Here is a 13,302-nt window from a genome sequence, read left to right as displayed (position 1 = left end):
AGTACATGAACATGAAGCACCTGGAGGCGGCTCTTGAGGACACCTCCATTGCTGGCTGATTTCATTCACGCCAGAGTCTGTAAACCAAAGTGCGAAAAATTCTTGACACTACCCCCGGCTCCGACCCGCTCCGAATTTTTCCCTGCGTACAGCGGGACCCTCCCCGGGCCAGCCGGCGCGGAGCGCAAAAAAAGAGAGACCCCATCCGAAACGGATGAGGTCTCTCTGTGATCACGCATCAGCTGCGCGCAGCGAGAATCAATTACTCGTTGATCTCGATGACGACGCCGGAACCGACGGTACGGCCACCCTCACGGATAGCGAAACGCAGGCCCTTCTCGATGGCGATGGGGGTGATCAGCTCAACGTCCATGTCGACGTTATCGCCGGGCATGCACATCTCAGTGCCCTCGGGCAGAGTGATGATGCCGGTCACGTCGGTGGTACGGAAGTAGAACTGAGGACGATAGTTGTTGAAGAAGGGGGTGTGACGGCCGCCCTCGTCCTTGGTCAGGACGTAAACCTGGCCCTTGAACTTGGTGTGGGGGTGAATGGAGCCGGGCTTGCACAGCACCTGGCCGCGCTCGATGTCGGTCTTGGCGATACCACGGAGCAGGCAGCCCACGTTGTCGCCGGCCTCGACGTAGTCCAGAGTCTTGCGGAACATCTCCATGGAGGTGACGACGGTGGACTTCTTCTCGTCGGTCAGACCAACGATCTCGACGGTCTCGCCGGCCTTCAGGATACCACGCTCCACACGGCCGGTAGCAACGGTACCACGGCCGGAGATGGTGAACACGTCCTCGACGGGCATCAGGAAGGGCAGAGAGTCATCGCGGGGAGGAGTGGGGATGAAGGTATCGACAGCGTCCATCAGCTCCTTGATGCAGGCATACTCGGGAGCGTTGGGATCGGTGGACTCGGACACCAGGGCGTTCAGAGCGGAACCCTTGATGATGGGGGTGTCGTCGCCGGGGAACTCGTACTTGTCGAGGGTCTCACGGACCTCCATCTCGACCAGCTCCAGCAGCTCGGGATCGTCAACCTGATCGCACTTGTTCAGGAAGACCACGATGGCGGGCACGCCCACCTGACGGGCCAGCAGCAGGTGCTCCTTGGTCTGAGCCATGGGGCCGTCGGTGGCGGCGATGACCAGGATGGCGCCGTCCATCTGAGCAGCACCGGTGATCATGTTCTTGATATAGTCGGCGTGGCCCGGGCAGTCAACGTGAGCATAGTGACGGGCGTCAGTCTGATACTCAACGTGGGCGGTGTTGATGGTGATGCCGCGCTCCTTCTCCTCGGGGGCCTTGTCGATGCTGGCGTAGTCCTCGAACTCGGCCTGGCCCTTCAGAGCCAGATACTTGGTGATAGCGGCGGTCAGGGTAGTCTTGCCGTGGTCAACGTGGCCGATGGTGCCAATGTTGACATGGGGCTTAGTACGCTCAAATTTTGCCTTAGCCATGTTTGGATATCCTCCTTAATTACATGTTAACATGTTTGATGTTTTACATGAATGCGTAGATATTGTATAGCATTGACGGAGAAATTGCAATACTTTCTTCCGCATCCGCAAAAACTCATCCCGCAGGCCCCTCCGGAGAGGGGCCCTTGGGCTGTTTCGCTGCTTAGTCGGCGTTGTTCCGGCCGCGCTCGGCGATGATCTTCTCGGCGATGTTCTTGGGGATCTCCACGTAGCTGTGAGGCTCCATGGAGTACTGGCCGCGGCCCTGAGTGCGGGAACGCAGGTCAGTGGCGTAGCCGAACATCTCGCTCAGGGGCACCAGAGCGTCGATGGCCTGAGCGCCGGGACGGGCTTCCATGCCCTGGATCTGGCCGCGGCGGGAGTTCAGGTCGCCGATAACGTCGCCCATATAGTCCTCGGGGACAATGACGTCCACCTTCATGATGGGCTCGAGGAGCACGGGGTTGGCCTTGCGGCAGGCCTCCTTGAAGGCCATGGAGCCGGCAATCTTAAAGGCCATCTCGGAGGAGTCGACCTCGTGATAGGAGCCGTCGTACAGGGTGACCTTCACGTCCTCAACGGGGTAGCCGGCCAGAACACCGGCCTGCATGGCGCCCTGGATACCGGCGTCAACCGCAGGGATATACTCCTTGGGGATGGCGCCGCCCACGATGGCGTTGACGAACTCGTAGCCCTTGCCGGACTCGTTGGGCTCCACGTGGATCTTGACGTGGCCGTACTGGCCCTTACCGCCGGACTGACGGGCATACTTGGTGTCCTGATCCACAGCCTTGCGGATGGTCTCCTTGTAGGCGACCTGGGGCGCGCCCACGTTGGCCTCCACCTTGTACTCGCGGAGCAGACGGTCCACGATGATTTCCAGGTGGAGCTCGCCCATGCCGGCGATGATGGTCTGACCAGTCTCCTCGTCGGTGTAGGTCTTGAAGGTGGGGTCCTCCTCAGCCAGCTTGGCGAGGGCGATGCCCATCTTCTCCTGGCCAGCCTTGGTCTTGGGCTCGATGGCCACGCGGATAACGGGGTCGGGGAACTCCATGGACTCCAGAATGATGGGAGCCTTCTCGTCGCAGAGGGTATCACCGGTGGTGGTGTTCTTCAGGCCGATGACGGCGGCGATGTCGCCGGAGTACACGGTCTCGATGTCCTCACGGTGATTGGCGTGCATCTGCAGGATACGGCCGATGCGCTCCTTCTGCTTCTTGGTGGAGTTGAGCACCGCGGTACCGGTGTTCAGGGTGCCGGAGTAGACACGGATGAAGGACAGACGGCCCACAAAGGGATCGGTGGCAATCTTGAAGGCCAGAGCGGCGAAGGGGCCGTCGTCGGTGGAGTGACGGTCCTCCTCCTCGTCGGTTTCGGGATTGATGCCCTTGATAGCGGGGATATCCACAGGAGAGGGCATGTAGTCCACGATGGCGTCCAGCAGCTTCTGCACGCCCTTGTTACGGTAAGAGGTACCGCAGGTGACGGGCACGACCTTGTTGTCGATGGTGCCCTGACGGAGCACCTTGCGGATCAGGTCCTGAGGAATGGGCTGCTCCTCCAGAGCCAGCTCCATGATCTCGTCGCTCAGGTCCGCGCAGGCGTCGATCAGCTTGGTGCGGTACTCCTGGGCCAGCTCCATCATGTCCTCGGGAATGGGCTCCACGCGCATGTCCTTGCCCATCTCATCGTAGTAGATGTCAGCGTCCATCTCCACCAGATCGATGATGCCCTTGAAGGTATCCTCGCTGCCGATGGGGAGCTGAATGGGCACGGCGTTGCACTTGAGGCGGTCGTGGATCATGTGCAGCACGTTGTAGAAATCGGCGCCCATGATGTCCATCTTGTTGACGTAGATCATGCGGGGGACCTTGTAGTGGTCCGCCTGGCGCCAAACGGTCTCGGACTGGGGCTCGACGCCGCCCTTGGCGCACATGACGGTCACAGAGCCGTCCAGCACGCGCAGGGAGCGCTCCACCTCGACGGTGAAGTCCACGTGGCCCGGGGTATCAATGATGTTGATACGGGTCTGGGGGAACTGGTTCTTGGTTCCCTTCCAGTAGCAGGTGGTGGCGGCGGAGGTGATGGTGATGCCGCGCTCCTGCTCCTGAGCCATCCAGTCCATGGTGGCGGTACCGTCGTGGGTCTCGCCGATCTTGTAGTTGACGCCGGTATAGTAGAGGATACGCTCGGTGGTGGTAGTCTTGCCCGCGTCGATGTGGGCCATGATACCAATGTTCCGGGTATTCTCCAGGCTAACTTTTCTAGGCATACTTTAACTCCTTTACCAGCGGTAGTGAGCGAACGCCTTGTTGGACTCGGCCATCTTGTGGGTATCCTCGCGCTTCTTGACGGCGGAACCCAGGTTGTTGGCGGCGTCCATGATCTCGCCGGCCAGACGCTCCTTCATGGTCTTCTCGCTGCGGGCGCGGGAGTAAGTGGTGAGCCAACGCAGACCCAGGGTCTGACGGCGCTCGGGACGGACCTCGATGGGCACCTGGTAGGTGGCGCCGCCCACACGGCGGGCCTTGACCTCCAGGGAAGGCATGATGTTCTCGATAGCGGCGGTGAACACATCCAGGGGCTCCTTGCCGGTCTTCTCCTTGATGATGTCAAACGCCCCGTAGACCACCTTCTGGGCCACGCCCTTCTTGCCGTCCAGCATGATGCTGTTGACCAGCTTGGTAACCAGTACGGAGTTATACAGCGGGTCGGGCAGAACCTCCCGCTTGGGTACGTTTCCTCTTCTGGGCACTTTGCTTCCCTCCTTCATAGTATGATTTCATAGGTACTCGAAGGCGCTCATACGCCCCCGTGTAAGACAAGTGCCTGCTTGTCCAGTGCCCTGCGGGAAACGCCCCTATATATAAGGAAGCGCTTCTGCAAGGACAACTGCCTTGCGCTCTGTGCGCATTGTGTCATTTCAGTGTTGCTGGGGTAAGTTGCGGTGCGTGAATTACTTCTTCGCGCCGCCCTTGCCGGCCTTGGGCCGCTTGGCGCCGTACTTGGAACGGCCCTGCATACGGCCATTGACGCCCTGGGTGTCCAGAGTGCCGCGGATGATGTGGTAACGAACGCCGGGCAGGTCCTTGACACGGCCGCCGCGGATCATGACCACAGAGTGCTCCTGCAGGTTGTGGCCCACACCGGGGATATAGGCGGTGACCTCGTAACCGTTGGTCAGCTTCACACGGGCGATCTTACGAAGAGCCGAGTTAGGCTTCTTGGGGGTGGAGGTACGCACTGCGGTGCACACGCCGCGCTTCTGAGGAGAAGGCAGGTCGGTCTCGCGGTTGGTCAGGGTGTTCAGGCCATGCTGCATAGCGGGAGAAGTGGACTTGTAGGTCACCTTCTCGCGGCCCTTACGGACGAGCTGGTTAAACGTAGGCATGGTTTTCCTCCTTTCTTAGACGATGATAGAATATATTTTAACAGAATAACCGTGAGATTATTCCGCTAAAATCAATGGACCAGAGCCGCCACAGCGCTCCCCACGGCGATGCCGCAGGCGGCGCCCAGCTCCTTCATGGCGGGGACATGCTCCACGGCAATCCCCTTCTCCCGGCAGAGCTCCTCTACCGGTTCGGTCACGCGGGGGTCGGCATCCTCTGCCAGAAAGACGCGCACCGCTCTCCCGTCCCCAATTGCCCGCTTTGTCTGCTTGACGCCGGCCACCTTGGGGCCATTTTTCAGCTCCGAGAGCATCTGTACGCCTCCTTCTTCCCGTTTTTCCGCGCAAAAAACAGCGCATTGACACGCTTGGCGCAGACATACCTGCGCAATTTGAGATTATAGCATAGGTGCATTGGATAGTCAAGCACAAAAATACCGGAAAACACAGTATTTTTGCGGTTTTCTTCCCTTTCGGGCACTGATAACAATTTTGTGGTAAAAAGCTGCCGCTTCTTCTGTTGAAAACGCACAGCAGAGCTCCCCTCCCCTGCCCGGCAGGGACAGAAAAAGCCCTCCGCCGCCTCTGGGAGGCGGCGGAGGGCTGTATTTCTGCCGGATTTGCTTAGTAGCTGGAGCGCATGAGCTCCTGGGTGGCGTGGACCGCGGAGGCGGACTCGGCCTGAGCCTCCTCCTGCTTGTCGTACTTGCGGTAAGCGGCCAGGCCGGAACCGGCGGGGATCAGCTTACCGATGATGACGTTCTCCTTCAGGCCCAGCAGGTGGTCCACCTTGCCCTTGATGGCGGCCTCGGTCAGGACCTTGGTGGTCTCCTGGAAGGAGGCGGCGGACAAGAAGGACTCGGTGGCCAGAGAGGCCTTGGTGATACCCATCAGCAGACGGGTGCAGGTGGGCAGGCGCAGCTCCATGCCGTCGTTGGTCTCGCCGGCGGTGATGCGGTCCTGGACCGCCTTGTAGGCGTCCTTGAACTCGATGATGTCCACGGTGGAGCCGGACAGCAGGTCGGAGTCGCCGGCGTCCTCCACACGGACCTTGCGCATCATCTGGCGGCAGATGACCTCGATGTGCTTGTCGTTGATATCAACGCCCTGCTGGCGGTAGGGCTTCTGCACTTCCTGGATGAGGTAGTCGTACACCGCGTGGATGCCCCGGATGCGGATGACGTCCTGGGGATAGAGGGCGCCGTCGGTGAGGGCGTCGCCCTTCTTCACGGTGTCGCCGTCCTTCACGCGGATGCCCGCGGAGTTGGGGATGGCGTAGGTGACCACCTCGCCGTCGTCGGCGGTGATGGTGACGTTGAGCAGAGTGGCGCGCTTGGCCTCCTCGATGGACACCCGGCCGGAGATCTCGGCCAGCTGGGCCATCTTCTTGGGACGGCGGGCCTCGAACAGCTCCTCAACACGGGGAAGACCCTGGGTGATATCGCCGCCGGCAACGCCGCCGGTGTGGAAGGTACGCATGGTCAGCTGGGTGCCGGGCTCGCCGATGGACTGGGCGGCGATGATACCCACCGCCTCGCCGGCGCCCACAGGCTCGCCGATGGCCAGGTTGATGCCGTAGCACTTGGAGCACACGCCGCTGCGGGCCTCGCAGGTGAGGACGGAGCGGATCTTGGCCTGGTGGATGCCGTGGGCCTCCAGCAGCTTGGCGTGGTCGGCGGTCATCATGGTGTGGTGGTCGATGAGCACCTCACCGGTGACGGGATCGCAGATGTCCTCCACGGGATAGCGGCCCTTCAGGCGCTCGCCGAAGGTCTCGATGACCTGGCCGTTCTCCGAGATCTCGGAGACGATGATGCCGTCGTGGGTGCCGCAGTCCTCCTCGCGGATGATGACCTCCTGGGACACGTCCACCAGACGGCGGGTCAGGTAACCCGAGTCGGCGGTACGCAGAGCGGTATCGGCCATACCCTTTCGGGCGCCTCTGGAGGAGATGAAGTACTCCAGGACGGACAGGCCTTCACGGAAGTTGGACTTGATGGGGATCTCGATGGTGCGGCCGGAGGTGTCGGCCATCAGGCCGCGCATGCCGGCCAGCTGACGGATCTGGGCGGAGCTACCACGGGCGCCGGAGTCGGCCATCATCCAGATGGGGTTGTACCGGTCCAGACAGGCCATCAGGGCGTCGGTCACGTCCTTGGTGGTCTTCTCCCAGGCCTCCACCACCAGGCGGTACCGCTCGTCGTTGGTCAGGAAGCCGCGCTTGTACTGGCGATCGATCTTCACGATCTCCTTCTCGGTGGCGGCGATGAGGCCCTGCTTCTCCTCGGGCAGGGTCATGTCGTAGATGGAGACGGTCAGGGCGCCGCGGGTGGAGAACTTGTAGCCCCGGGCCTTGATGGTGTCCAGCACGCCGGCGGAGTAGTTGAAGCCGTACTTGGTGATGCACTTGTCGATGATCTTGCCCAGCTGCTTCTTGCCGGTGACGAAGTTGATCTCCGGGTCGAACATGGTCTCGGGATCGGTGCGGTCCACGAAGCCCAGGTCCTGGGGGATGCCCTCGTTGAAGATCAGGCGGCCCACGGTGGTGCGGACCAGCTTGGTCTTGGTCTCGCCGTCCACCTCGCGGCTGCGGCGGACCAGGATGGGCACGTGGAGCTCCAGCTCGCCCTCGTCGTAGGCCAGGCGGGCCTCGATGTCGCTGCCGAAGGCGTGGAGCACCTCACGGGGCAGCTCACCGTCGGGGGTCTCGGCGCAGATGCCGGCATAGGTGGGGATGTCGTCCAGCTTGCCGGGGTTCTTGACCCAGACAGAGTCGTCGGCCTGGATGGCGCCCTCGGCCAGGGCGGCCTTGACGGCGGCCACATCCTCATAGGTCTCGCCGGCGGTGTGCTCGGGGTACTTCTCGTAGGTCAGGTAGTAGGAACCCAGCACCATATCCTGAGTGGGCACGGTGACGGGGCCGCCGTCCTGGGGACGGAGCAGGTTGTTGGCGGAGAGCATCAGCAGCCGGGCCTCGGTCTGGGCCTCGGAAGACAGAGGCACGTGGACGGCCATCTGGTCGCCGTCGAAGTCGGCGTTGAAGGCGGTACACACCAGGGGGTGCAGCTTGATGGCGCGGCCCTCCACCAGCACGGGCTCAAAGGCCTGGATGCCCAGACGGTGCAGCGTAGGCGCACGGTTGAGCATGACGGGGTGCTCCTTGATGACGAACTCCAGGGCGTCCCACACCTCGGCCTTGCCCTTGTCCACCATCTTCTTGGCGGACTTGATGTTGTTGGCCAGGCCGTCCTCCACCAGCTTCTTCATGACGAAGGGGCGGAACAGCTCGATGGCCATCTCCTTGGGCAGGCCGCACTGGTAGATCTTCAGCTCGGGGCCAACCACGATAACGGAACGGCCGGAGTAGTCAACACGCTTGCCCAGCAGGTTCTGACGGAAACGGCCCTGCTTGCCCTTGAGCATGTCGCTCAGGGACTTGAGCGCCCGGTTGTTGGCGCCGGTGACGGCGCGGCCCCGGCGGCCGTTGTCGATGAGGGCGTCCACCGCCTCCTGGAGCATCCGCTTCTCGTTGCGCACGATGATGTCGGGCGCGTTGAGCTGGATGAGGCGCTTGAGGCGGTTGTTGCGGTTGATGACCCGGCGGTACAGGTCGTTCAGGTCGGAGGTGGCGAAGCGGCCGCCGTCCAGCTGCACCATGGGGCGCAGCTCGGGGGGAATGACGGGCAGCACGTCGATGATCATCCACTCGGGCTTGTTGCCGGAGAGGCGGAAGGCGTCCACCACCTCCAGGCGCTTGACGATGCGGGCCTTCTTCTGGCCGGAGGCGTCCTTCAGCTCGGCGCGCAGCTGCTCGGACAGCTCCTCCAGGTTGATGTCCTGGAGCAGCTTCTTCACGGCCTCGGCGCCCATGCCGGCCTCAAAGTCGTCCTCGTACTTCTCCCGCATGTCGCGGTACTCCTTCTCGGAGAGGATCTGGTTCTTGGCCAGAGGGGAGAAGCCGGGGTCGGTGACGATATAGCTGGCGAAGTAGAGCACCTTCTCCAGGATACGGGGGCTGATGTCCAGCAGCAGGCCCATCCGGGAGGGAATGCCCTTGAAGTACCAGATGTGGGACACAGGGGCGGCCAGCTCGATGTGGCCCATGCGCTCACGGCGCACCTTGGCCCGGGTGACCTCCACGCCGCAGCGGTCGCAGATCTTGCCCTTGTAGCGGATCTTCTTGTACTTGCCGCAGTGGCACTCCCAGTCCTTGGTGGGGCCAAAGATGCGCTCGCAGAACAGGCCGTCCCGCTCGGGCTTGAGCGTGCGGTAGTTGATGGTCTCCGGCTTCTTGACCTCGCCGTAGGACCACTCGCGGATCTGCTCCGGGGAGGCGATGCCAATGCGGATGGCGTCAAACTCAGCGTAACTCATAACTCTGTCGTCCTCCCTTTCTTATTCCTCGTCGCCGTCATCGGACAGGAAGTCCACGTCGCCGCCGTCGGAAAAATCATCGTCCTCGTCGGCGTCAGCAACGGCCAGATCGTCGTCGTCGCTGCCCTCCTTGAGGGTGTAGCCAGCAGCCTGGAACTCGGCCTCGCCGCCCTGGTCGTAGCCAAAGCCGAAGTCGTCGTCGTGGCTGTGGTCGGGGGTGTAGTTGTCCTCGTCGTCGTCCTTGAGCTCGATCTCCTGGCCCTCGGCGTCCAGGACCTTGATGTCCAGGCACAGGGCCTGCAGCTCCTTGACCAGAACCTTGAAGGACTCGGGCACACCGGGCTTGGGCACGTTGTGGCCCTTGACAATGGCCTCGTAGGTGCGGACACGGCCGGTGGTATCGTCGGACTTGACGGTGAGGATCTCCTGGAGGGTGTAGGCGGCGCCGTAGGCCTCCAGAGCCCACACCTCCATCTCGCCGAAGCGCTGGCCGCCGAACTGGGCCTTGCCGCCCAGAGGCTGCTGGGTGACCAGGGAGTAGGGGCCGGTGGAACGGGCGTGGATCTTATCGTCCACCAGGTGGTGCAGCTTGAGGAAGTAGACGTAGCCCACGGTGACCCGGTTGTCGAACCGCTCGCCGGTACGGCCGTCGTACAGCCAGCTCTTGCCGTCGGGGCTCAGGCCGGCCAGCTGAAGGGTCTCGGCGATGTCCTTCTCATCGGCGCCGTTGAAGATGGGGGTGGCCACCTTCCAGCCCAGGGTCTTGGCGGCGTAGCCAAGGTGGACCTCCAGCACCTGTCCGATGTTCATACGGGAAGGCACGCCCAGGGGGTTCAGCACGATGTCCAGGGGGGTGCCGTCGGGCAGGAAGGGCATATCCTCCTGGGGCAGGATGCGGGACACGACACCCTTGTTGCCGTGACGGCCGGCCATCTTGTCGCCCACGGAGATCTTACGCTTCTGGGCGATATACACGCGGACCACCTGGTTGACGCCGGGGGACAGCTCGTCGCCGCCCTCGCGGGTGAACACCTTCACGTCCACGATGATGCCGCTCTCGCCGTGGGGCACCTTCAGGGAGGTGTCGCGGACCTCGCGGGCCTTCTCGCCGAAGATGGCCCGGAGCAGACGCTCCTCGGCGGTCAGGTCGGTCTCGCCCTTGGGGGTGACCTTGCCCACCAGGATGTCGCCGGAGCGGACCTCGGCGCCCACGCGGATGATGCCGCGCTCGTCCAGATCCTTCAGGGCGTCCTCGCCCACGTTGGGGATGTCCCGAGTAATCTCCTCGGGGCCCAGCTTGGTGTCCCGGCTCTCGGTCTCGTACTCCTCAATATGAATAGAGGTAAAGACGTCGTCCTTCACCATGCGCTCGTTGAGCAGGATGGCGTCCTCGTAGTTGTAGCCTTCCCAGGTCATGAAGCCCATGAGGATGTTCTTGCCCAGGGCGATCTCGCCGTTGGAGGTGGAGGGGCCGTCGGCGATGACCTCCCCCTTCTCCACCCGCTGGCCCGCGTTGACGATAGGGCGCTGGTTGATGCAGGTGGTGTGGTTGGAGCGCATGAACTTGGTCAGCTTGTAGTCCACCACCCGGCCGCTGTCATAGCGGACGGTGATGTACTGGGCGGAGACCTTCAGGATCTCGCCGTCCTCCTCGGCCAGAATGGCCACGCCGGAGTCGATGCAGTTCTTGTGCTCCTGGCCGGTGGCCACGATGGGGGCCTCGGGACGCAGCAGAGGCACGGCCTGACGCTGCATGTTGGCGCCCATCAGAGCACGGTTGGCGTCGTCGTTCTCCAGGAAGGGGATCTGGGCGGTAGCGATGGAGAACATCATCTGGGGAGAGACGTCGATATAGTCCACCTGGTCCCGGTCCACCTCGATGATCTCGTTGCGGTGGCGGCAGGTGATACGGTCGTTGAGCAGGCGCTTGTTCTCGTCCACGGGCTCGGTGGCCTGGGCGATGATGAACTGGTCCTCAATGTCGGCGGTCATGTACTCCACCTGGTCGGTGAGGCAGCCGGTGGCCTTGTCCACCTTGCGGTAGGGGGCCTCGATGAAGCCGTACCGGTTGATGCGGGCGTAGGCGGCCAGGTAGGAGATCAGGCCGATGTTGGGACCTTCGGGGGTCTCGATGGGGCACAGGCGGCCGTAGTGGGAGTAGTGGACGTCTCGCACGTCGAAGGAGGCCCGGTCACGGGACAGGCCGCCGGGGCCCAGAGCGGACATACGGCGCTTGTGGGTCAGCTCGGCCAGAGGGTTGGTCTGGTCCATGAACTGGCTCAGGGGGGAGGAGCCGAAGAACTCCTTGATGGCGGCGGTGACGGGGCGGATGTTGATCAGGCTCTGGGGGGTGACGATGTCCAGGTCCTGGATGGTCATGCGCTCCCGGATGACCCGCTCCATACGGCTGAAGCCGATGCGGAACTGGTTCTGCAGCAGCTCGCCCACGCAGCGCAGGCGGCGGTTGCCCAGGTGGTCGATGTCGTCGGCAGTGCCGGCGCCGTTGGCCAGGCAGTTGAGGTAGTTGATGGAGGCCATCATGTCGTCCACGATGATGTGCTTGGGCACCAGGTCGTCGGCGTGCTCCGTCACGGCCTCCTTCAGCTCCTCGCCGGAGTACTGGTTCATCAGCTCCTGGAGCACGGAGAACCGCACCCGCTCGGTGATGCCGCACTCAGCGGGATCGAAGTCCACGAACTTGGACATGTCCACCATGTTGTTGGAGAACATCTTCACCAGGGTGCCGTTCTCCAGCTGGATGACGGCCTCGTTGACGCCGTGATCGTCCAGCTCGTGGGCCTTCTCCCGGCTGACCACCTCGCCGGCCTCGGCCAGCAGCTCGCCGGTCAGGGGGTCGGCGATGGGCAGAGCCAGCTTCTGGCCCACCAGCCGGTGCCACAGGGCCAGCTTCTTGTTGAACTTGTAGCGGCCCACGGAGGACAGGTCGTACCGGCGGGGGTCAAAGAACAGGGCGTTGAGCAGGCTCTCGGCGGAGTCCACCGTGGGGGGCTCGCCGGGACGGAGCTTGCGGTACACCTCCAGCAGGGCGTCCTCGTAGGTCTTGCAGGCGTCCTTCTCCAGGGTGGCCACGATGCGGGGGTCCTCGCCGAACATGTCGATGATCTCCGCGTCGGTCCGGGGGCCCACCGCCCGGATGAAGCAGGTGATGGGCAGCTTGCGGTTCTTGTCGATGCGGACATAGAACACGTCGCTCAGGTCGGTCTCATACTCCAGCCAGGCGCCCCGGTAGGGGATCACGGTGGTGGCGTAGGTCACGTTGCCGGCCTTGTCCTCGGTGCGGGCGTAGTACACGCCGGGGGAACGGACGATCTGGGAGACGATCACGCGCTCAGCGCCGTTGATGACAAAGGAACCGGAGTCGGTCATCAGGGGGAAGTCGCCCATGAAGATCTCCTGTTCCTTGATCTCCTCGGTCTCCTTGTTGCGCAGGCGGACCCGCACCTTGATGGGGGCGGCGTACGTGGCGTCCCGCGCCTTGCACTCCTCGATGTTGTACTTGGGCGGCTCGTCCATGGAGTAATCAATAAAGGAGAGCTCCAGGTTGCCCGCGTAGTCGGTGATGGAGGCCACGTCCTTGAACACCTCGCGGAGACCCTTGTCCAGGAACCACTGGTAGGAGTTCTTCTGAACCTCCAGCAGGTTGGGCATGCTCAGGATTTCCTCGTGACGGGCGTAGCTCTTGCGCAGGGTCTTGCCGTAGTACACGTCCTTGACCATCATCGTAGAAATAACACCTCGTTTTCTGATACTGCCGCGATTTTTCGCCTGTTTCCGCAGGCCAAAAACCGCTTTCTCTGTCCTCTTCTTCGTCAAATCCTACAAAGGGATACGCCGCAGGCACTTTGATACGCCCGCATGCGTTGAAGCGATATTTAGGTTTCCTATTGCGCTTTTCTCATCTCCGTGGTAAACTGTATCCAAGCTGGGAGAGAATCGGAACAGACCTTTCCCGGAAATAAGAGCATTTAAGTATACCATGGATATCTGTACGAGTCAATCCCCTTTGCAGGCGAAATCTGGAGAAATCCAGATTTTTATTTTGCCTTCCCGC

General features: G+C 62.3%; 7 protein-coding genes. All 7 read right to left on the bottom strand.

The window, feature by feature from the left end; all coding sequences use genetic code 11:
• Positions 1-262 precede the first annotated feature (262 nt).
• Positions 263-1,465 (bottom strand): elongation factor Tu, encoded by a 1,203-nt coding sequence (gene tuf / locus WMO64_RS08365; protein ID WP_349231678.1) that lies wholly within the window; start codon positions 1,463-1,465, stop codon positions 263-265.
• Between the two features lie 163 nt (positions 1,466-1,628).
• Positions 1,629-3,737 carry an elongation factor G gene (gene fusA, locus WMO64_RS08360; RefSeq protein WP_294517715.1) on the bottom strand — a complete coding sequence of 703 codons (2,109 nt, stop codon included), beginning with the start codon at positions 3,735-3,737 and terminating at the stop codon, positions 1,629-1,631.
• 12 nt (positions 3,738-3,749) lie between these two features.
• Positions 3,750-4,220 (bottom strand): 30S ribosomal protein S7, encoded by a 471-nt coding sequence (gene rpsG / locus WMO64_RS08355; RefSeq protein WP_294517717.1) that lies wholly within the window; start codon positions 4,218-4,220, stop codon positions 3,750-3,752.
• 201 nt (positions 4,221-4,421) lie between these two features.
• On the bottom strand, positions 4,422-4,856 hold the full coding sequence (gene rpsL, locus WMO64_RS08350; protein ID WP_294548340.1) for a 30S ribosomal protein S12: 435 nt from the start codon (positions 4,854-4,856) through the stop codon (positions 4,422-4,424).
• A gap of 71 nt (positions 4,857-4,927) precedes the next feature.
• Positions 4,928-5,170: a ribosomal L7Ae/L30e/S12e/Gadd45 family protein gene (locus WMO64_RS08345; RefSeq protein WP_277215823.1), complete on the bottom strand. Its 243-nt coding sequence runs from the start codon at positions 5,168-5,170 to the stop codon at positions 4,928-4,930.
• Between the two features lie 310 nt (positions 5,171-5,480).
• Complete coding sequence (gene rpoC / locus WMO64_RS08340; RefSeq protein ID WP_294517725.1) at positions 5,481-9,230, bottom strand: DNA-directed RNA polymerase subunit beta'; 3,750 nt, start codon at positions 9,228-9,230, stop codon at positions 5,481-5,483.
• 21 nt (positions 9,231-9,251) lie between these two features.
• Complete coding sequence (gene rpoB, locus WMO64_RS08335; protein WP_349231682.1) at positions 9,252-12,968, bottom strand: DNA-directed RNA polymerase subunit beta; 3,717 nt, start codon at positions 12,966-12,968, stop codon at positions 9,252-9,254.
• Between the last annotated feature and the right edge of the window lie 334 nt (positions 12,969-13,302).

It is taken from the genome of Pseudoflavonifractor intestinihominis (assembly GCF_040096055.1).
Lineage (GTDB): Bacteria > Bacillota > Clostridia > Oscillospirales > Oscillospiraceae > Pseudoflavonifractor > Pseudoflavonifractor intestinihominis.
The sequence above is the reverse complement of the archived record's forward strand: the minus strand, read 5'-3'. Positions and strand labels throughout refer to the sequence as shown.

Excerpts from the sequence above, each read along its gene's own strand:
- fusA (WP_294517715.1), bottom strand. The coding sequence starts at position 3,737 with ATGCCTAGAAAAGTTAGCCTGGAGAATACCCGGAACATTGGTATCATG.
- tuf (WP_349231678.1), bottom strand. The coding sequence starts at position 1,465 with ATGGCTAAGGCAAAATTTGAGCGTACTAAGCCCCATGTCAACATTGGC.
- rpoC (WP_294517725.1), bottom strand. The coding sequence starts at position 9,230 with ATGAGTTACGCTGAGTTTGACGCCATCCGCATTGGCATCGCCTCCCCG.
- rpoB (WP_349231682.1), bottom strand. The coding sequence starts at position 12,968 with ATGGTCAAGGACGTGTACTACGGCAAGACCCTGCGCAAGAGCTACGCC.
- rpsL (WP_294548340.1), bottom strand. The coding sequence starts at position 4,856 with ATGCCTACGTTTAACCAGCTCGTCCGTAAGGGCCGCGAGAAGGTGACC.
- WMO64_RS08345 (WP_277215823.1), bottom strand. The coding sequence starts at position 5,170 with ATGCTCTCGGAGCTGAAAAATGGCCCCAAGGTGGCCGGCGTCAAGCAG.